At 39.9% G+C, this 23204-nt stretch carries 24 protein-coding genes; 15 read left to right on the top strand and 9 right to left on the bottom strand.

The window, feature by feature from the left end; all coding sequences use genetic code 11:
• Nucleotides 1-70: 70 nt before the first annotated feature.
• The 4 genes from rpmI to G6Q06_RS08680 are packed head-to-tail and all read right to left on the bottom strand — an operon-like array spanning nt 71 to nt 2756.
• Nucleotides 71-265 carry a 50S ribosomal protein L35 gene (gene rpmI, locus G6Q06_RS00840; protein ID WP_006565320.1) on the bottom strand — a complete coding sequence of 65 codons (195 nt, stop codon included), beginning with the start codon at nt 263-265 and terminating at the stop codon, nt 71-73.
• 21 nt (nt 266-286) lie between these two features.
• Nucleotides 287-802 (bottom strand): translation initiation factor IF-3, encoded by a 516-nt coding sequence (infC, locus tag G6Q06_RS00835; protein ID WP_163533016.1) that lies wholly within the window; start codon nt 800-802, stop codon nt 287-289.
• Complete coding sequence (thrS, locus tag G6Q06_RS00830; RefSeq protein WP_163565411.1) at nt 799-2604, bottom strand: threonine--tRNA ligase; 1806 nt, start codon at nt 2602-2604, stop codon at nt 799-801. Before thrS ends, infC begins: the two co-directional genes overlap by 4 nt.
• A gap of 23 nt (nt 2605-2627) precedes the next feature.
• Nucleotides 2628-2756: a hypothetical protein gene (locus G6Q06_RS08680; protein WP_275896936.1), complete on the bottom strand. Its 129-nt coding sequence runs from the start codon at nt 2754-2756 to the stop codon at nt 2628-2630.
• Between the two features lie 137 nt (nt 2757-2893).
• Between G6Q06_RS08680 and recA the strand changes: the two genes are divergently transcribed.
• The 10 genes from recA (at nt 2894) to G6Q06_RS00780 (ending at nt 12813) form a co-directional block, all read left to right on the top strand.
• Nucleotides 2894-3919, top strand: a complete 1026-nt coding sequence (gene recA, locus G6Q06_RS00825) for a recombinase RecA (protein WP_163498746.1) — start codon at nt 2894-2896, stop codon at nt 3917-3919.
• A complete protein-coding gene (locus G6Q06_RS00820) occupies nt 3920-4162 on the top strand; it encodes a hypothetical protein (RefSeq protein WP_163534291.1) in 243 nt (80 codons plus the stop codon). It abuts the gene before it with no gap.
• A gap of 10 nt (nt 4163-4172) precedes the next feature.
• A complete protein-coding gene (locus G6Q06_RS00815) occupies nt 4173-4769 on the top strand; it encodes an AMIN domain-containing protein (protein ID WP_240329131.1) in 597 nt (198 codons plus the stop codon).
• Between the two features lie 18 nt (nt 4770-4787).
• Nucleotides 4788-6419 carry a CTP synthase gene (locus tag G6Q06_RS00810; protein ID WP_205435698.1) on the top strand — a complete coding sequence of 544 codons (1632 nt, stop codon included), beginning with the start codon at nt 4788-4790 and terminating at the stop codon, nt 6417-6419.
• Nucleotides 6419-7309 (top strand): pseudouridine synthase family protein, encoded by an 891-nt coding sequence (locus tag G6Q06_RS00805; protein WP_163565410.1) that lies wholly within the window; start codon nt 6419-6421, stop codon nt 7307-7309. The genes G6Q06_RS00810 and G6Q06_RS00805 overlap by 1 nt, the downstream gene beginning before the upstream one ends.
• Before the next feature lie 15 nt (nt 7310-7324).
• The gene (locus G6Q06_RS00800; protein ID WP_163565409.1) at nt 7325-8173 is read left to right on the top strand and encodes an ATP-binding cassette domain-containing protein; all 849 of its coding nucleotides are present in this window, start codon (nt 7325-7327) and stop codon (nt 8171-8173) included.
• Nucleotides 8170-8766 carry a class II aldolase and adducin N-terminal domain-containing protein gene (locus tag G6Q06_RS00795; protein WP_205426632.1) on the top strand — a complete coding sequence of 199 codons (597 nt, stop codon included), beginning with the start codon at nt 8170-8172 and terminating at the stop codon, nt 8764-8766. Before G6Q06_RS00800 ends, G6Q06_RS00795 begins: the two co-directional genes overlap by 4 nt.
• A gap of 165 nt (nt 8767-8931) precedes the next feature.
• A complete protein-coding gene (gene feoB, locus G6Q06_RS00790; protein ID WP_163565408.1) occupies nt 8932-11067 on the top strand; it encodes a ferrous iron transport protein B in 2136 nt (711 codons plus the stop codon).
• A 105-nt stretch (nt 11068-11172) separates the two neighbouring features.
• Nucleotides 11173-11670, top strand: coding sequence for a ferritin (locus G6Q06_RS00785; RefSeq protein WP_163533023.1), 498 nt, complete (start codon nt 11173-11175; stop codon nt 11668-11670).
• A gap of 138 nt (nt 11671-11808) precedes the next feature.
• Entirely contained in the window at nt 11809-12813 is a 1005-nt protein-coding gene (locus G6Q06_RS00780) for a formamidase (RefSeq protein ID WP_163533024.1), read from the top strand.
• Nucleotides 12814-12829: 16 nt separating this feature from the next.
• Here G6Q06_RS00780 and G6Q06_RS08460 read toward each other — a convergent pair whose 3' ends face one another.
• Nucleotides 12830-13909, bottom strand: coding sequence for a hypothetical protein (locus G6Q06_RS08460; protein ID WP_240329130.1), 1080 nt, complete (start codon nt 13907-13909; stop codon nt 12830-12832).
• Between the two features lie 148 nt (nt 13910-14057).
• Between G6Q06_RS08460 and G6Q06_RS00770 the strand changes: the two genes are divergently transcribed.
• From G6Q06_RS00770 to G6Q06_RS00750, 5 genes are all read left to right on the top strand, one after another.
• Nucleotides 14058-14723 carry a hypothetical protein gene (locus G6Q06_RS00770; protein WP_163565407.1) on the top strand — a complete coding sequence of 222 codons (666 nt, stop codon included), beginning with the start codon at nt 14058-14060 and terminating at the stop codon, nt 14721-14723.
• A gap of 63 nt (nt 14724-14786) precedes the next feature.
• A complete protein-coding gene (locus tag G6Q06_RS00765) occupies nt 14787-15926 on the top strand; it encodes a capsular biosynthesis protein (RefSeq protein WP_240329129.1) in 1140 nt (379 codons plus the stop codon).
• 36 nt (nt 15927-15962) lie between these two features.
• Nucleotides 15963-16853, top strand: a complete 891-nt coding sequence (locus G6Q06_RS00760) for a DMT family transporter (protein WP_163565406.1) — start codon at nt 15963-15965, stop codon at nt 16851-16853.
• A 26-nt stretch (nt 16854-16879) separates the two neighbouring features.
• Nucleotides 16880-18082, top strand: coding sequence for a hypothetical protein (locus G6Q06_RS00755; protein ID WP_163565405.1), 1203 nt, complete (start codon nt 16880-16882; stop codon nt 18080-18082).
• 2 nt (nt 18083-18084) lie between these two features.
• Complete coding sequence (locus G6Q06_RS00750) at nt 18085-19260, top strand: glycosyltransferase family 4 protein (RefSeq protein WP_163565404.1); 1176 nt, start codon at nt 18085-18087, stop codon at nt 19258-19260.
• Here G6Q06_RS00750 and G6Q06_RS00745 read toward each other — a convergent pair.
• The 4 genes from G6Q06_RS00745 to G6Q06_RS00730 form a co-directional block, all read right to left on the bottom strand.
• Nucleotides 19257-19769, bottom strand: coding sequence for an NAD(P)H-dependent oxidoreductase (locus G6Q06_RS00745; RefSeq protein WP_163565403.1), 513 nt, complete (start codon nt 19767-19769; stop codon nt 19257-19259). The two genes, G6Q06_RS00750 and G6Q06_RS00745, sit on opposite strands and share 4 nt — an antisense overlap.
• Before the next feature lie 109 nt (nt 19770-19878).
• Entirely contained in the window at nt 19879-20823 is a 945-nt protein-coding gene (locus G6Q06_RS00740; protein ID WP_163565402.1) for an alpha/beta hydrolase, read from the bottom strand.
• A 113-nt stretch (nt 20824-20936) separates the two neighbouring features.
• Complete coding sequence (locus tag G6Q06_RS08815; protein ID WP_163565485.1) at nt 20937-21128, bottom strand: zinc ribbon domain-containing protein; 192 nt, start codon at nt 21126-21128, stop codon at nt 20937-20939.
• A 249-nt stretch (nt 21129-21377) separates the two neighbouring features.
• Nucleotides 21378-23156 carry a hypothetical protein gene (locus G6Q06_RS00730; RefSeq protein WP_163565401.1) on the bottom strand — a complete coding sequence of 593 codons (1779 nt, stop codon included), beginning with the start codon at nt 23154-23156 and terminating at the stop codon, nt 21378-21380.
• Nucleotides 23157-23204: the final 48 nt, after the last annotated feature.

Here is a 23204-nt window from a genome sequence, read left to right as displayed (position 1 = left end):
TTTTCCTTTACCTTTGAGGTGTGATTATTACCAAACTTTCCCTTTTTGCTTGAGTACAAGGGGGAAAAACTTAAGCTTTACATAAAAGCCCTGCTACAGAGCGCAAATTTGTAGCATGCACATAGTGGGGGGCGTTGAGGTTGGCTTTTCTTTGCGGGCTTTTTTTAGTCAAAATATGGCTTTTAAAAGCACTGCCCCGCTTAATCAGGTTTTTTTTCACCTTGAAACGCTTCGCTGCTCCGCGGTTAGTCTTCATCTTGGGCATTTTCTCTCCTTTCTAACAAATTTACTTTTTTTGTGGTACAAAAAGCCACATCACAAAACGACCCTCCGCTTTGGGTTCTTTCTCGGCATTGGCAATATCTTGCATCATCTCTGCTACCTTTTCTAAAACCGCTAAACCCGCTTTAGGATCGTGGCTCTCTCTACCCCTAAGCACCACCTTAAATTTAACATGTTTGCCCTCCTCAATAAATTCTCTGGCATGCTTGACTTTATAATTAATATCATTTTGGGCAATTTGAGTAGAAAGTTTGATCTCTTTAATTTCAATCTGCCTTTGTTTCTTTCTAGCCTCTTTTTGCTTTTTCTCGCTTTGGTAGCAAAATTTGCCATAATCCATAACCTTACACACCGGGGGCTTAGCTGTGGGTGAGATGAGTACTAAGTCCATGCCCTTACTCATCGCAATACGCAAAGCTTCTTCTGAGGAAATAATTCCAAACTGCTCGCCTCTCTCCCCCACACAGCGCACTTCTTTTAAACGAATCGCTTGGTTTAATAAAACTTCCTCTTTACTCAAAAACTAACCTCTTGCATTTTTGCCTCCATAGATTGAAAAAATTCCTCTTGCAACATTGTATATTGCTTGCCCAAAGCGCGATCACGAATGGCTAAACTGCCCTGTGCCACTTCCTCTTTTCCCACCACCACAATAAAGGGGATTTTTTGTTTTTCTAGGGAGCGGATGCGCTTGCTTAAAGTCTCATTTTTATCTGCCATGCACACAAAAAAGCCCCGTTTATTAAGTTTGTGATAAATTTCTTGTGCATACTCTAGTTGATCTATAGAAACCGGCACTAAAGCAATTTGCACCGGCGCGATGAAGAAGGGATAATTCCCGCTGTAATGTTCGGTTAAAATGGCAATAAAGCGCTCAAAAGAACCCAGTATTGCGCGATGAATCATGACCGGTTGTTCTAAATTCCCCGCTTCATTGGTATAACTTAACTCAAAGCGCGCGGGTAAATTCATATCCACCTGCACGGTTCCACATTGCCATTTGCGCCTAATCGCATCGGTGATTTTAATATCAATCTTGGGTCCATAAAACGCCCCCCCACCTGCATCAATTCCAAAAGAAATATTATGTTCCTCTAGGGCTTGTTTAAGCGCATTAGTTGCCTGCTCCCAGATATGATCCTCTCCAATATACTTAGTAGGTTTAGTAGATAATTCCATTTCATACTCAAAGCCAAAAACACCCATAACCTTTTTAGTAAATTCTAAAATAGAAAGTACTTCTGTTTTGATCTGATCAAAGCGGCAAAAAATATGGGCGTCATCTTGTGTAAATTCGCGTACGCGCAAAAGCCCATGCAAAACCCCGCTTTTTTCATGCCGGTGCACCACGCCGTACTCATAAAAACGCAAGGGCAACTCGCGATACGATCGCAAAGCGTGCTCATAAACTTTAATATGCCCCACGCAATTCATCGGCTTAATGCCGTATTCTACCTCATCAATGGTTGTAAAATACATGTTTTCTTTGTAGTTTTGATAATGCCCGCTTTTTTGCCATAAAGAACTTTTTAATATTTCAGGCCCTCTTACCGGCTCATAGCCATATTGCAGTAAAGCTTTTGTTAAGAGATTTTCAAGACGCACACGCAAACGCATTCCATTTGGCAACCAAACAGGCAAACCCGCCCCCAAATTCTCATCAAAGCAAAAAAGCCCTAATTCTTGCCCGAGTTTGCGGTGATCGCGCTTTTTAGCCTCCTCTAGTTGGTATAAATACTCCTTAAGCGCCTCTTTAGTGGCAAAGGCAATTCCATAAATGCGCTGGAGCATTTCTGCCTTTTCATCACCGCCCAAATAAGCCCCAGCAAGTTTGGTAAGTTTAAAATGCTGTAAAAGAGCGGTATGGGGTAGATGGGGGCCTCTACACAGATCTTCAAATTCTCCTTGCGTGTAAACACTAAAACAATCGCCTTCAATTTTAGACATCACGGCGTGTTTAAGCGGATCGTTTTTAAACCGCTCTAAGGCTTCTTGGCGACTCATGGTTTGTTTGAGAATGGGGTGCTTTTTTTTGGCGATCTCTTGCATTTTTGCCTCAATCACGCCTAAATCATCCTCAGAAATTTTAGAAGCGGTTTTAAAATCATAGTAAAACCCCTCCTGCACCACAGGCCCTACAAAAAATTGCGCATCCGGATAAAGCTGTTTAATTGCCTGAGCTAGCAAATGCGCGCAAGAGTGGCGGATAATCTCTAAAGCAGGCGGGCTATTATCAAAATAAATCGCCTCTCCAGCCTCCAAATCCTCACTTTGCAAATCTAAAACAAGCCCCCCCTTTTTAACACCTATCACCTCTGCCAAAAATTAATCCTTAACATTTGAGCTTAACACCCACTAGAGCCAAAGCCACAGCGTACCTGCGAGTCTACTTTTTCATCTTGGGGGTCTTGCATGGGTTGTAAGCACCCCGCATAACACAGCGCCACTATTAAAGCCACCGCAATACCGCGCATCCTCTCCCAAAAATCACAAAAATTGCCCCAATTCTGCCATATAAAAAATAAACCTTTGTTTAAAACCGCCTATGTAAGTTAGTTTTAGTCATTTTTTGTTAAAATCTTTGGCTGTAAAATTTGAGTAAGGGGTTGTTGTGGACGAACAAAAACAAAAGGCGTTAGAGTTAGCGATTAAACAGATTGATAAGCAATTTGGTAAGGGGGCGCTGATGCGTTTGGGCGATAAAGAAATTGAGCACATTGAGGCTACCTCTACTGGATCGCTAGGTTTAGATATGGCTTTAGGGATTGGGGGCGTGCCTAAGGGGCGCATTGTAGAGGTTTATGGACCAGAATCAAGCGGGAAAACCACCCTGACTTTACATATTATCGCGCAGGCACAAAAAGAGGGGGGCACTTGTGCCTTTATTGATGCCGAGCATGCTTTAGATGTGCAGTATGCCAAAAAATTAGGGGTGGATACAGATAATTTACTCATTTCTCAACCAGATACCGGAGAAGAAGCCCTAGAAATTTTAGAGACTTTAGCGCGCAGTGGAGCAGTAGATGTGATTGTAGTAGATTCAGTAGCCGCGCTCACTCCCCGCGCAGAAATTGAAGGCGACATGGGCGATCAACATGTAGGTTTGCAGGCGCGCTTGATGAGTCAGGCCTTGCGCAAGATCACCGGAATTTTACACAAAATGAACACCACCTTAATTTTTATCAACCAGATTCGCATGAAAATTGGAACTATGGGCTATGGAAGTCCTGAAACCACCACAGGGGGCAATGCGCTTAAATTTTATGCCAGTGTACGCATAGACATCCGCCGCATCGCTACTCTTAAACAAAACGAACACCCCATTGGTAATCGCGTAAGAGTCAAGGTGGTTAAAAATAAAGTAGCGCCCCCTTTTAAAGAGGCGGAATTTGATATTATGTATGGAGATGGGATTAGCCAAGCGGGGGAATTAATTGACTATGGCGTTAAGCTAGAGGTGATAGAAAAAAGCGGGGCGTGGTTTAGCTATCTGGATAAAAAATTAGGGCAGGGAAGAGAAGCAGCTAAGTTAAGCTTAAAGAATGACGGGGATTTAGCAACAGAAATTGCTGGTAAAATTAAAGAAAAACTTTTTAATAAGTCTGATGTAGAGTGGGCTATGCCAGAAGGGGAATAAATGGGTAAAACTTGGCAATTTCTCTATATTTATAGGGGTGTGTTGCTGGGGTTTTCACTCATTGTTGCTTTTGGAATGTATATTGGGAGTTTGCTTTTTGGGGATAGTTCTATTGAGGTGCTTTTAGCCCTCAAACGCAAACAAAATGATTTACAAGCCCGCGTACAAAATCTGCAATATGAAAATGCTAAACTCCAAAAACAGCTCTTTGAACTCAAAGAGTTAGAGCCTCCTAAAAGATGATGGGTATTTGATGTTAAAACAATTATGTGTACTTTTATTGCTAGGGGCTTTAATTGCTCGTGAAGATCCTTTTGAACCGCTGATGAAGTCTGGAAATAACATGACAAATCATTTAGGAGATGAGATACCAGATTATTTTAGGCATGTCAAAATCACTTTACCAACCACTGCTAGAGTACTCACTAAAATCACCCTCACTTATAAAGATTTAGATGCCTCAATGCATACAAAAACAATTGATGTTAACCAGTATATTGACTGGCACTATCCTTTCACATTCAGCCAAGAAGGGGCTATTTTAGGCCCTAAGGAAAATATCTATCATATAGGTAATTTTGATTTTTGGGCTCATAAAAATAAGCTTTATCTGCGCACCGCTGCTAAAATCCAGCGCTCTTTTATCTTGACAAAACCCTATCGTTTGGTACTAGACATTGATCGAGGCGAGGAAAGTTTTGATAAACGGCTTGTGGTGGATCAAAAATATGTAGAGCAGATCGCGCTAGAAACCCATGATAATTTTTATCGCTTTTTTATTATCTTAGATGGGCAGTATAAGTATAAGATTGATCAAAAGACAAATTATTTAGTTGTAGACCTTTATTAAATCCAAAAAGGAAGGGACATGCACACGCGTTTTATTTTTATTACAGGTGGGGTATTAAGTTCTTTAGGCAAGGGCGTAGCTAGTAGCTCACTAGCCCATTTGCTTAAACTCTGTCATTTTAAAGTAGATATTTTAAAAATTGATCCTTATATCAACATTGATCCGGGTACGCTTAGCCCCTTTGAACATGGCGAGGTTTTTGTAACCGCTGATGGGAGCGAGACAGATTTAGATATTGGGCATTATGAGCGCTTTTTAAATAAAAACTTTTCTAAAGAGAATAATTTCACTACAGGGCAAATTTATTTAAGCGTAATTGAAAAGGAAAGGCAGGGGAAATATTTAGGCAAAACAATACAGGTGATTCCTCATATCGTAGAGGAGATCAAAGAGCGCATTTTAAAACTAGGGCAGGGGAAGGATTTTTTAATCGTGGAAGTGGGGGGTACTGTGGGAGATATTGAGGGAATGGTGTACTTAGAGGCTATCCGTGAGCTTAAAAACACTCTAGGCAGTGTACAAGTGGCTAATATCCATGTTACTTTAGTACCCTTCATTGCCACCAGTCAGGAGCTTAAAACCAAACCAACCCAGCACTCTATTATTGAGTTGCGCCGTTTGGGGGTGAGCGCTAATATTATTTTAGCCCGCTGTGCTCAGGATTTGGGAGCAGATTTGAAGGCTAAGATTGCAAGTAGCTGTGATGTGTGCGTGGAAAATGTGATTCAAGCCAAAGACGCCCCTAGTATTTATGCCTGCCCTTCTAATTATTTACAAGAGGGGCTACTTAAAGCCCTCTTTGCACATTTCTCTATGCAAGCCTCCTTAGATCAAAGAGAGCTACAAATCTGGGAAGATCTAGTGCACAATATCCTTAGCCCGCAACGCACGATTTCTATTGCCTTTGTGGGTAAATACACCCATTTAAGCGAATCTTATAAAAGCTATTTAGAGAGCATGGTTTGCGTGGGGGCGCATTTACAGGTTAAAGTAGAGGTGGTTTTTATCAATAGTGAGGAGTTAGAACTCAAAGAGGGGGAAAGCATAGAGCAGTTAAAACAAAGGGTGGCTTTAAAAATGCAGGGCATGCAGGGGGTTTTAGTACCCGGTGGATTTGGAGGGCGTGGGGTGGAGGGAATGATACAGGCTATCACGCATGCACGAGAAAATAAAATGCCCTTTTTAGGCGTGTGTCTGGGAGCACAACTCATGGTCGTAGAATTTGCAAGGGAGGTACTAGGTTTAAAAGGCGCGCACTCTTTAGAATTTAAACAAGACACCCCGCATAAGGTCATTGATTTACTCCAAACACAAGAAAACACCACCCTTAAGGGTTCTAGCATGCGCCTTGGCACGCATAAAATCACCCTCAAAGAAAACTCTATTCTTGCTAAAGCCTACAACACTTTAGAAATAGAGGAGCGCCACCGCCACCGCTACACCATTAACAAGAGCTATCTTAAAGATTACGAACAATATGGGCTTAAAGTTATGGGGCAGAGTGTGGATACAAATGGGCAAGTTGTGATTGAAGCTATGGCTTTAGAAAAATACCCCTTTTATGTAGGGGTGCAATATCACCCTGAGTTTACCTCCCGTCTTATTGCCCCTAATCCTCTTTTAAAAGCCTTTGTGCAAGCCTGCATGTAATGCCCTTTGTACGCCAAATCTTTGAGATTAAAGAACCCATTAAGGCATGGAAATTTGTCGCAAATACCCTGCGTTGTAGTGTTGCCAAAGCCCAAAGCCATATTGATAGGGGTCGTTTGCAAGCCCTAGATCAAAGCCCTCTTAAAAAATCCCAAAACATTCAAGGTTTAATCGCCCTTACTTTTTTTAAAGCACTCCCCTCAGCCCTGTATAAGCCCTTTTTCTCTACTCCCTTTTTTGAGGCCTACTACAAGCCTAAAAATCTCTACTCCCACCCTAAAAACTACCACAGCTTTAGCCTTTATGAGAGTGTTTATAGCCATAACCAAGAAGCGCGCTTAATCCACCGCCTTGATTATGAAACTAGCGGCATTATTTTAGTAAGCCAGAATAAAGAACATGAAAAGAGTTTACGCGCCCTCTTTAGCAACCACCAAATCATTAAAACATACACCGCCTTAGTACAAGGAAATATGTATAGCTATGCGAGCGGGGATTTTAGTGTCATTTTGCCCATTTTAGAGCCCTCTAATTTGCGAGGCGATCTAGGTGTGCGATCACAAATCCATAAGCAAGGCAAGTTTAGCGCCACTACTATTAAAATCCTTTGCTTTGATGTTTTTAATAACCAAACTTTACTCCAAATTTCCCCACTCACGGGGCGTACACACCAGATTCGCCTGCATTTAAGTGCGTTAGGCTTTCCTATTATTGGCGAGCCCCTTTATACAGAAGATAACTATGCGCGCGCCTATTTAGACGCTAAAAAGCAAGATTTCAAAGGTTCTTACGCTGCCTTTAAGCCACATTTAGCTTTGGAGGCTAACGGGCTTGATTTTACCCTCTATCATCTGCACTATAGCCTTAGACTTAAGTCTTTCTTAAAATAGCAAAAAGGGGGCATGGTGCTAGAGATAGCGGTTAAAAAGCAGCTTAGTGGCGCTGGTGGGGATTTTGATTTAGAAATTAATCTTAAATTAAAAACCCCGCAAATTATAGGGATTTTAGGCAAATCTGGAGCGGGTAAAAGTACTTTGTTGCGTATATTAGCTGGATTAGAAAAGCCAGATAGCGGGCGGATTTGTTTGAATGAGGAAGTGTGGCTAGATACGGATCAAAAAATCTATATTCCCCCTCAAAAACGCCGCGTAGGCTTTGTCTTCCAAGATTATGGGCTGTTTCCCCATTTAAATGTGTATCAAAATATCACCTTTGCTAATAAGCGCGATCTAGAAAAAATACATGCCATTATTGATTTAATGGAATTAAAAGGGCTTTTAAAACGCAAAATTAACACCCTCTCAGGTGGACAAGCCCAAAGAATTGCCTTAGGGCGTGCCATTCTTAGAGCGCTTGATAGCCCACAAGGAATTTTATGTTTAGATGAACCGCTTAACGCTCTTGATTTAAACATGCGTGCAAAATTACAAGAAGAGATCAAGTCTTTAAGTGCGCATTTTAATCTCACAACTTTTATAATCACCCACGACCCAATAGAAGCCTATAAAATGGCTGATATTCTTGTATGCATACAAGAACAAACAAAGCGCCATGTGTGCCAAATAAAAATCCCCACGCATTGTAATGACGGATTACTCGCTAAAGTCTTAAATAGCGATGCCAATACGCTTACTCTCATGCTTGAATCTCAGGTTTTATCTCTCCCAATCAAGACTTCTTTAGCGCATGGAAGTAGTGTCCTACTTAAATGGTCTACCCCCTTTAAATTAGATGTGTTAGAATCTTTGCCATGAATGTCTATGTACGCGAAGTGGATCAAAAGTTATTAGAGCAACTCCAAAAAGTCTCGCTTTCTATGTTTCGCAAAGGGTTTTTTAGCATCTTTCGCGGTTCTATTTCAGCGCGCATGGGCGCTACTCGTTTTATCATTAATAAAAATAACGCCGTCTTTGATAATTTAGATGAAGAGTCTTTTATTATCTTACATGACAAGTTAGATTATCGCTGGCAAGAATCAAGCATGGATACAAGTATCCATGCAAGTATCTACCAGTATTTTACAGAAGCCCGTTTTATTGCCTATGCAAGACCTCCCCATGCTATTGCCTACTCATTAAACCATGATTATCTAATCCCTAAAGATTATTTAGGTTGTTCGCTCTTAGGGCAAAAAATTGAAATCTATGATCCTAAAAATTATAAAGATTGGCGGGATCGATGCTCTACAGATATTTTACACTACTTGCAAACTAGCAAACAGCATTTTATTTTTATTAGAGGTTGTGGGATTGTGGTGTATCACCGCGAATTACAGGGGTTATTAAAAATCTTTGATTTAATTGAAGGGAGTTGCCAGATACTACAACTAGCTAATTTAAAAGAGTGAGGTTTTTTTAACTTGTAACTTAGTGTTGCTACTCACTCTACTAATCTATAACTTTAAAAATAGGCTTAAAGGTTTTATGGCGCAAGTGCTAAAAGTGGCGTAATTTGGGTATAATCAGTTAGTTATAATTTTGATAATCATAATAGAATTAAGGGTTTTAGCTTTATGGAAACTATCGTTGTTGCACTAGTAGGACAGCCCAATGTAGGGAAAAGTTCGCTCATTAATGCTATTAGTGGCGCGCATTTAAAAGTGGGTAATTTTGCAGGGGTTACCGTAGAAAAAACAGAAATTAGCGTTACTTATGGTGGCTATACAATCAATATTATTGATTTACCCGGTATTTATGCGCTCAATGATTTTACTATTGAGGAAAAAATCACCAAGCGCTTTTTAGAACATGAACATTATGATTTGATCTTAAATGTATTAGATTGTACCAATTTAGAGCGCAACCTCACCCTCACCACTCAGCTTTTAAATAGGCAACATAAAATTCTCATCGCCCTTAATATGTGGGATGAAGCATGTAAAGAAGGGCTAGAAATTGATACTAAAATGCTTTCTAAAACTCTAGGCGCTCCCTGCATTTCTACCTCCGCTCACACGCATCTAAATACAGAAAAAATCCTAGAACACCTCATCACACTACACCAGCAAGCCTACACCCCCCCCACAATCACCTATAGCCCGGCCTTTAAACTAGAATTAAATCATTTAGCCAAACAGCTTAACACCAAGCCCTTAGAAAATTTGCATGCTTACTTAAATTCGCATAATCTTAGCCTAGAACAAGGCGCTTATCTTTTATTAGAGCAGGCTTTGCCACAGAGTGTTTTAAATCCATTAGAGCTTGTTATACAACTCAAAGAACAAGCAGAAAAGCGTTTATGCCATGCCTTAAAAGAAGGCTCTCTTTCTGTCATTCTCAACCAAGAAACCCTTAAGTTTAGTAAACAACTAGCCAAACAAGTTTGTAAACAAACCCCCGCTTCTACTAACTACACAAAAGCCATTGATAAATACCTCATGCACGAGGTGTATGGTATCCCTATCTTTTTAGCGCTGATGTTTTTAGTGTTTTCTTTAAGCTTTTTGCTAGGGGGAGGTTTACAGGGTTTTATAGAAACGGGGTTTACTCTACTAAGTGATTATCTTAAAACACATATCAGTAATGCAAGTTTAGGTTCACTTTTAGGCGATGGAATCATCGGTGGAGTGGGAGCGGTACTCTCCTTTTTGCCACTCATTATGGTGCTTTATTTGGGTATTTCACTCCTAGAGGCCACAGGCTACATGAGTCGCGTCGCTTTTCTTTTAGACGGGATTTTCCATAAGTTTGGCTTGCATGGTAAAAGTTTTATCCCGCTTGTTACAGGCTTTGGCTGTTCTGTACCTGCTTACATGGCAACTCGAACGCTACAAAACCAGCATGAAAGGCTCATTACTCTCTTTGTCATTGGTTTTATGAGTTGTAGCGCAAGGCTACCTATTTATGTACTCTTTGTAGGGACATTTTTCCCTGATAAATACGCCTCTTTTGTGCTATTCATGATTTATATAACCGGGGCATTAGTCGCGCTTTTCATGGCAAAATTTCTTAAACTCAGTGTTTTTAGAGGGCAAGAAGAATCCTTTGTTATGGAAATGCCAAAATATCGCATGCCAAGCCCTAAAGTGATCTGGATGAGTATTTATACACGATCTCTTTCTTATCTTAAAAAGGCAGGTACTTATATTTTAGCCGGAGCTCTTTTGATTTGGTTTGCCTCGCAATATCCTAAAGACCCCCAAGCGCTTACAACTTATAAAACCGCATATAAGGAGCTCAAAGCCCACCCCCTAGAAACTCCCAAACAAGAACAAGCCCTTAATCTGCTAGAAGAAAACTTACAAAAAAGCAATCTCGAGTATAGTCTAGTAGGGCGCATAGGGCAGGCTATCCATGGCGTTTTTAAACCTATGGATTTTAATTGGCAACTCTCTATTTCATTAGTTACCGGCTTTATGGCTAAAGAGGTGGTTGTCTCTACTTTGGGCGTGCTTTACTCTTTGGGCAATAACCCCCAAGATCAAATGCGCTTTAGAAAAACCCTAGCCCAAAATGTAAGTTTGCCCTCAGCTATTGCCTTTATTGTTTTTATCATGTTTTATATTCCCTGCTTTGCGGCCACCATTACCTTTGGCAAAGAAGCAGGCGGGACTAAGTTTGTACTCTATTTATTCGTCTTTACTACAGCTGTAGCCTATATCTTTTCTCTTTTAGCCTATTATGTAACTCAATTCTGCGTTGCTCTTTAAATTCTCAAAATATATAAAATTATAAGAAAAATTAGGCAAAAACTCTTGACTTTGTTTTCTCATTTAGTATATAATAATGATACAAAATTAGTAAAAGGAGTTTTTATGTTGCCTCAAGAAACCGTTAAGTTGCTCAATAGCCAAGTGATGGATGAGTTTTATTCTGCTAATTTGTATATGAGCATGAGTTCTTGGTGTTATACCCATAGTTTTGATGGAGCTGGGTTGTTTTTATTTGATCATGCAAGTGATGAATACGCCCATGCGACTAAAATCATCACCTATTTAAATGAAAATGAAGTAGGCGTACACCTCAAGGAAGTGAAAGCCCCCGAGCATGCGTTTCAAAGTTTAGTAGAAATCTTTGAAAAAGCTTATAAGCATGAACAACACATCACCCACTCTATCAACACTTTGGTAGATCACATGCTAAATCACAAAGATTACGCTACTTTTAACTTTTTGCAATGGTATGTGGCTGAACAGCATGAAGAAGAAGTGCTCTTTAAAAATCTCTTGGATAAAATCAAGTTGATGGGTGAAAGTGGGCATGGCTTGTATTTAGCTGATCAATACATCAGAAACACCACTAAAAAATCTTAAAAATCTACTAGGAGGGGGTGGGGGCGCAATAAACTACACCTCAAAAAAAGTTACCCCTTTCTTATTTACCCTCAATTAGAACTGCTGCCCTAGTATGCTTTTGTGGCTAGGCCACTTATCTTATTCTAAGGAGTTTTCATGGGCAGTATTGGCAGTATGGGCAAACCCATTGAAGGGTTTTTAGTCGCAGCAATTCAGTTTCCCGTTCCTGTGGTTAATGGCCGGGCAGATATTGATAAAAACATTGAAAGCATTATTAGAACCTTGCATGCCACTAAAGCGGGTTATCCGGGTGTAGAACTCATTATTTTCCCTGAATACAGTACGCAAGGTTTAAACACCGCTAAATGGATCAGTGAAGAATTTATTTTAGATGTACCGGGAAAAGAAACAGAAATGTATGCTAAAGCTTGTAAAGAAGCGGGCGTTTTTGGCGTATTTTCTATTATGGAGCGCAATCCCGATCCCAACAAAAACCCCTATAACACCGCTATTATCATTAACCCTAAGGGCGAAATCATTTTAAAATACCGCAAACTCTTTCCTTGGAATCCTATCGAGCCTTGGTATCCGGGGGATTTAGGTATGCCCGTATGTGAGGGTCCGGGCGGATCTAAGTTAGCTGTGTGTATTTGCCATGATGGCATGATTCCAGAATTAGCACGCGAGGCGGCTTATAAGGGTTGTAATGTGTATATCCGCATCTCAGGTTATAGCACACAGGTTAATGATCAATGGATTTTAACCAACCGCTCTAATGCATGGCATAACCTGATGTATACCGTGAGTGTGAATTTAGCCGGTTATGATAATGTCTTTTACTATTTTGGTGAAGGACAAATCTGTAACTTTGATGGTACAACCCTAGTTCAAGGCCATAGAAACCCATGGGAAATTGTAACCGGAGAAATTTATCCTAAAATGGCGGATAACGCCCGTTTGAGCTGGGGTTTAGAAAATAATATCTACAATTTAGGCCACCGCGGATATGTGGCTAAACCGGGCGGTGAACCAGATGCCGGTTTAACCTATATCAAAGACTTAGCTGCAGGTAAATATAAATTGCCTTGGGAAGATCACATGAAAATTAAAGATGGCTCAATTTATGGTTATCCTACTACCGGCGGGCGCTTTGGCAAGTAAATAAGCGCACTTGGGGCTACATACAATAGCCCCGCTTGATGCATTGCTCAAGTAGTTGGTGTTGGTAGTTGCTATTAAGAGTATCAAGCGTGATAGGGTTTTTGTTTTGCGGATCGTCTCTATTTTGGCAGTAGATAATCTGTGTTTTTAAGACTTTCATAGAGCCATCTTTATTGACCTTAAAATTTTGCTCGCTGTATTGGTGCAAATAAAAAATCCCGCGTACCACTTTAAAGGTGAGATAGGCTTTGCGGTTAATCTCATGGCCTAAAGGCCCTGAAAATTCTAGGGTGATATAATTTTTCTTATAAACAAAGTTAGCCTTACTTAAGCCATCTAAGCAAAATTTGCCCCGTAGCGTTGTATTCCCCCTTTTAATTTCTAAACAACTAGAGAGTTTCTTTTGAGATTGATCACTTGTAGTCTGGTTAATAAGCGTGTAAAGCAAACCATCAAGTGTGATCTTTGTTGTGTAAGTATCTGTTCTGCTGAACTCCGTATTTGTTTGTTTAGATAAGAGATCATTTAAAAGCGCGTTATTAACCGCATACATGGGAAACTCATGGCCTACATGGTTAAAAAAGATGTTTGTGTTATCTGAGAAGTGGGTCAAATAAAAACGATCTTTGAAAAACTGGAAGGTGAGGTAATTTACAAGAGGTTTTTTTGTATCTGGCTTTGGGGGTTTTTGTGCAACAAGAAGCGCCTTATTTTTATAAAGAACAAGGTTAATGACTTTAGGATTATTGGTATTATGAAGATCTATTTGACTAAAGCCCTCCAAGCAAAAGCCCTTATAAAGCACGCTTTCCTCCCCTTTTTTCTCTATAACCCCTAAACAAAATCCTTCGTCCTTTTTCTTCTTATATTGGTAGGCTTCTGCAAAGAGGACTAGGAAAGTGTAGTATGAATCGCCAAACTGCGTGTTTCCAAGTACACTAAAATAACCACATTTAAAGGAAACAGAAGGCCCTTTATTCCCCGCCTCCACTAAAAGTTGCTTAGTCCACTTGGCCAAAGCTGCAAAAGTATTAAAACTAGAATCTACCTTACCCTCAAAACAATAAGCCTGCAAACAAGAAAAGCTAAAGGGCACAAAAATCCATAATATTTTTTTCATTTGGGTAGTATATAGCGTTCTTGATAAGTATCTCTTAAGATCAAATTAATAACGCCTCTAAGAGGGATTTTATTTACATGATCAGGATATATACACGCAAAGCGTCGTAAAAGAAAGGATATTTATGAATCTTAAAAATTTTCTCATCATCTTAATTTTGTGCTTGCCTTTGCTGGCAAGAAATCACTACTGGAACTGGAATGAAGACATGTATGAGTTATATGAGTCCCCTGAACAAGCAACGCTTGATTCTTTTCTCAAATCTTATTTTTATAAACCCTTAAAACGGCTCAAAAAAGCTACAGGAGAGATACATGTTCTCTCTTTACAGAGGGTAGAAGATCTGAAAAAAATATGCAAAACCCATGATTTGCAATATGATGCCAAACATGATCGCTGTGTCAATAACTCAGGAAAAGTAGCAAGAGGCGTTTGTTTTCCCCACCCAAAAAATACAAAGGACATGGAGAAGTATTTCTTAAATTCTAAGGAATATCCAAGCGATCCAGAGGCCGATCAATATGGCTTAAGCTTTGAAGATATTGATTGTTCTTATAAAGGCAAGGTAGAGATTTTTGGGCACACTTGGGATTTTATAAGCTGTGGAGGCAAAACAAAACTGACCAGAAAAATTAGCCCGTCTGAAAAAAGATGGAGTCTAGAGGAAAATGCCTTTCAAGCCTATAAACAAGGGTTACTTGGAATAGATTATAAACCCAACAAAGCCGGGAAATACTTGGTTTGTAGGGCTCTTTCTTGCCATCCACGAGCAATACCAGAGGTTCATTAGCCTTAAAGTTCAAAACCTATCCCCTCTTACTTTTTTGTATAATGCCTCATAAAAGCGTATATTTTGAAACCAAAAACCCTTTTACTTGTGGCGGCTAATCCATTAACTAGCCCGCGCCCTTATCGTATCTATAAACTTCTAGAAGGACAACACCATTTAAGCCTCATGGGGATTAGTAAAACCCCTTTAGAATCTAAAAATGGCACGCAAATTTTCACCTATCCACCCTATCCTAAACGCAATTTTTTACAAGAATGTAAGCTTTACTTAGATGTATTGTTAAAAAACGATCATGCCCTCATCTACACCACCAACCGCTTAAAAATTATAGAGGTTTTAAATGAAACAAGTTTTGATTTTATCTTTTGCTTTGATTTGGTGCTTTTGCCCATTGTGTTAACCTATAAAAAACAGGCTAAGGTGATCTTAGATGCGCGAGAATACTACCCCGATCAAGATAGTAGTAATATCCGTTGGCGCTATCTTTTTAAAGGTTTTTTTACCCGTTTAGTTGAGACCTACATGCCAAAATGCGATCATATTTTAAGCGTCTCTAAAGGCGTGCAGGCGCTTTATGCTAAAAAGAGAATACAAAGCAGTGTATTTTACTCCATGCCCTTTTATCACGCCCTCACCCCCACGCCTACTAACCCTCATAAAATCCAAATTCTCTACCATGGGGGCGCTAGTTTAAACCGCAGTTTTGAAATCCTTAAACCCATGATGGAATATCTCACACAAACTTTAGGCGATCAGCGCTTTTCTCTGACTTTAATGTTAGTGGGTACTCCTGCACGCTTAAAAGAGCTCAAACAAATCCTAAACATGGAACAAATCCGGATTATCTCGCCTGTGGAATTTAAACAAATCATTCCCTTTAGTAATGCTTTTGATATTGGGCTTTATTTTAGCCCACCGCGCAATCTCAATATCAAATACGCCATGCCCAATAAATTTTTTGAATACATCCAAAGCCGTTTAGCCCTCTGTGTTGTACCCAATTTTGAAATGCAAGCCATTATCAAGCGCTATGAAATCGGGGTGGTTAGCCAAACAAGTAGCCCACAAGATTTAGCCCTAGCCTTGCACCAGCTGCGCTTAGAAGACATCACACTTTATAAGCAAAACACCAACCAAGCTGCTAAAGAACTTTGCGCTCTGCAGAATCAAGATTTGCTATTTAAAATCCTCCAAAGCCTTTAACAATCCGTGTTAGTATATGCCCTTTAGGAGTTTATCATGAATATCAAACTAGGTTTATTGTATATGTTTTTAAGCGGGCTGGCTTTAGGAATCATGGGGGCTTTAATGAAGATAGCAAGCGGGTATTTTTCCCCCTCTGAAAATATCTTTTACCGCGCTTTTTTCATGCTAGTATTTTTGATGATCTTTTATTGTTTCAAACCCTTTAGTTTTAAGCCCCGCAAAAAAGGCGCTACTTTACTTTTATTATGGCGCATGTCTTTAGGAGCGCTTGGCATGTCTTTATTTTCCTACAACATTTACACTATGTCCTTAGCAAATGCTACTGCCTTTAACCAAAGTTCTCCTATCTTTTCTATTGCAATTGCCTTTTTTCTATTTAAAGAACCGGTGGGTTTTCGGGTATTTTTAGCAGGCTTACTAGGAATGTTTGGGGTGATTTTGATCTCAAACCCCCACACAAGCGGATTAACATGGATACAGATTTTCCCGGGTGTACTTAATGGCTTGATTGTGGCAATTGCCTACTCAAGTTTGCACCGCTTAAAAGAATATTATGACGGCTCTTTGATTGTCTTTGCTGTTGCCTCGTGCATGTGTTTTTTGGGCTTTTTAGGTTTTTTTATCCATTTGCCACCCTTTGCTACAGGTTATCACCCCATGCGCTTTAGTGGGGATATTTGGCATTGGGATTTGTGGCGCTTGGCTGGTATTGGTTTAAGCGGGGTATTTGGGCAATATTTTTTAACCAGAGCCTACATGATTGCCCCTATCGGGCTTATCTCACCTATGGTTTATAGCCGTCTTCTTTGGAGTACCCTTTTTGGTATTTTGCTTGGAGATCCATGGCCAAGCTTGTGGGTAGGAATTGGCATGGGGCTTATTGTGTGTTCGGGGGTTTTAATTGCGATTAGAAATCAAAAATAGTTTAGTTGATCTAAATAGGCTAGAAATTGAGTCTTCCAAGTAGCTCTAATAAACCTCTTTACTTTGTTTATTTAATCCTTGTGGTGGCTGCTAGCCTTGCTATGGGGGTTTATAAAAGTCTAGAAATTTCAGTGAGTTATAGAGAGGCGCTACTTTATTTTAGCACCCCTGAATTCTTATTAGATCGCTATTTATTACGCGCTTTGCATACCTTTGTCAAAATAGCCTATTTCTTGCAAAAAGATCTAGCCTTGCGCTTACCCGGTCTATTTTTCCATGCGCTTAACATCATTTTAATTTATATATTAAGCCTTAAAGAAAAACCCCAAAAACCCTACGATCCCCTTTTTGTCGCTCTTACCTTTGCCTTATTACCCGGAGTGCAATTAGGGGCGATTTTACTAGGTAAGGCAAGTTTACTCATTACACTTTCGCTTTTATCTTTATTAGCTTACAGAACATGGCTTTTTTATGTTTTAAGTCTTGTAGTTGCCTTTTTAGATGCAAGTTATGTGGTTTTACTAACCGGGTTTTTTTTATACGCCTTTAAACACAAGCAAATGACACACATGCTGATCTTATTTCTAGCCTTATGGATTAATTTATACGCCTTTAAATCTGTCTCAGGCATGCCACAGGGCTTTTTTTTAAACACACTCTTTACCATGCTCATTTTATACTCGCCTTGTTTGTGTATCTATTACCCCTACGCACTTTATGCCCAAGCAATCAAGGAATATAAACAAGATAGTTTAATTGGTGTGGTGGGGGCTGTGGGGTTTTTATTGCCTTTATTGCTCTCCTTGCGCCAAGAATTAAGCCCAGAATTTTTAAGTTATGGGCCTCTTGGCATGCCTGTTTTATTACAAAAAGCCCTTAGTAGTATCCGCTTACATCTGCCTATTTTCCGCAGCCACTACTATATCCGTTATAGTCTAGTTTTTGGGACATTGGTATTAGAAAGCATGTTTTTATGGGGAGGGTATAATAAATTTGTAAGCACGCACTATGTGGCCAAAGAGTTAGCCCTAGCCCTTCATAAAAGAGGGATTGAAACTATCAACACCACCTCCCCTAAAATGGCCCTGCGCTTAAAATTTTATGGGATTAATTCCGGAGGCGATTTATTCCTCATTGAACAAAGTAAACATGCAACAATTAAAATTTATTACAAGAATAAAGTAGCGGCTAGTTATGCCATTTTAAGGAAAAAACCATTAATGCCTTAATCATGGTTTCTGAGAGTAGTTTATCTACTAGCCCTAGACCTAGACGCTTAGCTTTAGCTCTCATGCAACTTTATCCAAAAGCACAATTTTTTATTCTCTCACCGCCTCCTTGTGATTTTAGCGCTCATTTTATCCCCTTTGCTCCTTTGCTAAATTCAGCTAGCCGTAGCCAAGCCAAGCAAGAACAATTAAAAACTTGGGTGGAACAAAAAAACTTCACTCCTCTTTTATGGACAAAAAATCGCCTAGAAATGGCTCAAAAACTAAAAACCCTCATACAAAACTTACACCGCAAGCGTATTCAAATTAAAGCGCTCTTTGTGGAGGATTTAGCCTTATTGCCGGCTATTTTAGAACAGATACAAAATACCGCCCCTCTTATTGTAGATTTACGGGAGTTTTACCCCGCCCTAATTAACCACCATCATTTCACAGCCCCCCTATTTGCCCATATCTGTAACCACTATCTGCCTAAGGTACATAAAACCATGAGTGTGAATGCCTCCATTGCTAAACTCTATGCCACAACTTATCCAAATTTTAAGCTAGAAAATAACTACACAATCTACTCTACGCCCTTTTATGCTAATCTCTCTGCAAGTCCTATAAACCCTAAATGTATCCGCTTGATCTACCATGGTCTTTTAGCCCCAGAGCGCCATTCTGATAATCTATTAGAATTAGCTAAAGGGCTTAAAGATTTGCCCTTGCCCTATCATTTAACAATTATAGGTTTAAGTAAACACCCTAGCTTTTTACAAGACTTTAAAAGCCGTTTAAAAGCCCTCCAATCTCAAGGTTTGCCTATAGATTTTAAACAACCCTTCCCCTTAGAATCTATCATTCCTTCAACACAAAGCTATGATATTGGGCTATTAACCCTCCCTAATAATTCTCTTAATCATTTATACGCTTTGCCTAATAAATTCTTTGAATATATCCAAAGTGCTTTATGTGTTCTGAGTACGCCACTAGTAGAGATCAAAACTTTAATAGAAAATTATGAGATTGGAAGAGTGGGGGTGGACTTTACGATCCAATCTCTTTTAAAAATCCTATATACGCTAGATTTAGATCAAATCATGCAGGCTAAAATCAAAGCCGCCCAAGCAGCTAAGCACCTGTGCATGCAAGCCCAGCTACCCCTGCTTAAACGGGTTGTACAAGACAAACTTTAAGCAACAAAACCTTTATATTCTTGGCATTTTTGGGCTAGTTCTGTATCGCTTAGGCCTTGTGTGGCCCCAAAAACAGCCAAATGCCCCCCGTATTTAGCCCCTACAAATTTGCTAGTGGCTTTAAAGGGGCTAAGCAGTTCTTCTAAGCCAAAGCCCATCATCCCTTGTGCGCTATAGGCTTCTTCTTTACCGCCTAAACTCACACAAAGCGCAAGTTCTTTATCCTTTAAAGCCTGTCCAGAAGAACCATAAGCAAAACCATAGGCAAAAACATCATCAAAATATTTTTTAAGCAAGGGTGGATAGGAATACCAAAAGATAGGGAATTGGAAGACAATTTTATTACTTTGTACTAAAAGCTCTTGTTCGGCTGGAATATTAAACTTAAAGTCTTTGTACTTACCATAAAGATCACTCCAAATAACTTCGTTCTCAACGGCATTTTTCAAAGCCTTATTGACACGAGAAGTACTTAAATCTGGATGAGCTAGAACAACTAAGGTTTTCATGTTTTCCTTTCTAAATGATGTAACAAGGCGGGCTATTCTATAAATTTAATCTAAAATAGAAATTAAAGCCCTTGACCTAGAGTTTTTAGTTTTGCTTTTCTTTAGATTTTTAAGGCGCTAAATGCAGACCTTTAAGAAAATCAAAAACTAAATTTAAATTTTGAGGTTTTTCAAAGGCTGCTCCGCCATGCCCTGCTCCCTTGAGAGCCACAAAGCGCACTTGATTAGTCCCAATAGCTTTTTCTAAAACTTGAGCAAAAATAGCGCTTTGTTTGGGAGGTACAAAAGGATCAGAAAGTCCGTGCATGATAAAAAAGGGTACGCTTTTTTTGCAGACATAGCTTTGTGGACTGGAGAAATCTACAAAGTTTTTGATTTTACTAAGGGGTTGGCCTAGATATTGCGATTCAGGGGAAGTATCTGGATTGCCCAAATGCATATGCGCTTCTTGTTTTTGTGTATACATAGTTTTAAAATCAATGGGGCCATAAAAATCTATCACCGCGCTTATGTGGCTATTTTCCCTTGCATTGCCTAAACTTAAATCCTCAAGCTCAGGATGTCCTGCTGTAGTGCCTAGCATGGCAGCTAAATTACCTCCAGCAGAATAGCCCCAAGCGATGATAATGCGAGGGTTGAGATGGTAGGCTGATGCGTGGGCTTTAATAAAGCGCACGGCTGCTTTAAGATCAAAAATAGGGGCGGGAAAAGGGGCTTCTTTAGAGAGGCGGTAGTTAGCCGAGATCACAGCATAGCCTCTTTTAAGAGCTTGCATAGAAGGGTTGACTTCCCCGCTATTTTTATCCCCAAAGGCAAACCCACCCCCATGAATGGCTAAAATCACTGGGTAGGGGGCTTTGCCTTGTTTGGGCAAATAAATATCTAGCTTTTGGGCTTTTGATTGGCTAGCATAGGCGATATTTAAATGTTTATGCCCCACACCTTCAAGATTAATAGGGTGTTGTTTGCCCATTAAGGGAGGAGGCGGGTTATCTAAGGCTAAAAGGGGAAATGTAAGTGTTATAGCCCAAAAAAAAGTTTTAAATGCGCGCATACAATTCCTTAAAAATAGGTTTAAAAAGGCAAGCATTCTAACAAGAAAAAGTTAAGGGGTGGCTTTTTGGTAAAATAGCCCTTGGGAATTTTAGCCAACAGCCGTCATGTCCGCTAGGCTAATTTAGCAAGAGCTTTACCTACTAAATGTTTAGCTAGATTTAAACTAGCATTATAATCTCTATCAAGAACTAAATCACAATGAGAGCAAGAATACACGCGATCACTCAAGCTTAGATCTGTTTTTAAATGCCCACAACCAGAACAAGTCCTAGAGCTTGGATAAAAAGGATTAGCCCTTTTAATCTCTTTGCTAAAATACCTAGCCCTTTACTCTAACAAGGTGTTAAAGGTAGAAATACTCACATCTGCTAAAGACTTAGCTATTTTATGGTTTTCAAGCTGTTATCCACTCTTAAGCTCTCCAAGTCTTTTAAGCCTCCTTGTGAGCTTAGTTAAGGGTTTGGGAGCTTTAATCTGCAAACCATTAGATAAACTCACAAAGTTTTAATACCCCTCATTTTACAGCCAGCTATAACGCGCACATCGCACAAGTCAACGATCATCACCACCATGTTCAGGCGGGCGTTGGCTCTTGCCCACAACTTGATCCATTTTAGACATCAACGCCTCTAACATCGCCTCTATTTTATCCACACGCCCCTCCAAACCACCTGAAATACGCTTGCCCGCTTCGCTCAAAACATCGCTAGCCTTATCAAACTCTGCCTTAACCTCTGGATACATCGCCTCTGCCTCTTTGATAACCTCCCCCTGATCAAAGGCATGGTAGTGCCCATTAGTGAGCTCAACATTTTTAACGAGGCGATCAAATTCTTGCAAACGCACAGATTGCAACATCCGCGAGCGAATATAATTACTATTCCACTGGATATTAGCAAACCCCTGCTTCATTTCCTCGTTTAGCTCAGCAATACGCTCTAAAATTTCTGTCCCCAGTGTTAACCTCGCCATACCTTTAGCCTTAATCCCATTTAACTTCTTGCAAAGCGCAGATATATCAAAACATTTTTCCAAGCAAACGCTTTTTAAACTCGCTATATCTTTTTCACACCGCGCCATTACATCTTTTCCTACATCCGCGCTTTCAGAGATTAAATCTTGTGCATACTTAGTAGCCTTATACGCCAAATCCGCTACAAACCCAGCCAACCCCTCTGAGGCATTAAAAACCTCGTAAGCCAAAATTCTATGTTGTTTTGCCAGAGTGATCTCATTAACCACCGACTCGCCCGTGTTGACCCTATCTAACCACTTTGCGCTCAAATACTCTTTAGTGGGGGGCAGAATATACTTAGAGTTAGCCTTAATCGATTCTAAAAGACTGCCATGCTTAGAGGTCTCAGAAATAACTTTTTTACCCACGCGGAACGCATCTACAACCAAACACAGAAAGCCTAAAAACGGGGTTTTAGAAAGAATCGGGTGGGCATTGCTAAATTCGAGCGGATCAAAACCATCTCTAGGATTTCTCATAAAAGATAACCCCTTATCGCTCTTTTTGCTATCCCCCCCTATCGCTTTTTTGCTATCCTCTCTTTGTCCCTCCCCTCTTTGCTCGCCCCGATTAGCATTTGCTCGTCTCTGATCTGCGTTTTGCCCTTTATCATGCTTGCCCTCATCATTGCCCTTGCCAGACCTTACAGTGTTATTGCCAGCGTTAAATTCCTTTTTACTTAAAAATTTATAATTCCCATTCAACGAGGCTTGTACATCCTCTACCTCCAGCTCATTCTTAGCAACCTGCATCATTTTACCTAAACTAATTTCACCTGAAATAAGACGATAAAAAGTGCTAGCAAATGCTTCTTTAATCAAAGGAAAATTACTAATCTTAAATTCAAAATTATCTTTTTCTCTAGCTTTTACATAAAAATAAACCATCGCCCCCACACGCTCCAAACTCTCCACCTGTTCTTCTGTTAGCTCCGAATTTGTTATCCCGCCCACTTCGTTAAGCAATATATATAGAATATGTTGATCTACATTAGCAAATCTATAATCCCCAGCCAACACAGCTTCAACTTCCTCCGTCCCCAGCTCATTCTTAGCAACCTGCACCATTTCATCTAAACTAATTTGATCTGAAGCCCAACATTCTTCAAGAGCGCTACAAAATGCTTCTCTAATCAAAGGAAGGTTATTAGACTTAAATTCAAAATTATCTTTTTCTCTAGCTTTTGCATACAAATAAACCACCACCCCCACACGCTCCAAACGCTTCACCTGTTCTTCTGTTAGTCCTGCTAGTCCCCTTACCTTGACCAATCTATTACCAAAGAAAATGTCAAGTTCTGCTGTATTCTCGCTCAATGCTTGCCCAAAAGACCCACCCCAACAACAATAAGCCATATCAAATAC

Origin of the sequence: Helicobacter suis (genome assembly GCF_902196135.1) — a bacterium.
Classification (GTDB): domain Bacteria; phylum Campylobacterota; class Campylobacteria; order Campylobacterales; family Helicobacteraceae; genus Helicobacter; species Helicobacter suis_A.
This window is presented reverse-complemented; position numbering and strand designations above follow the sequence as displayed.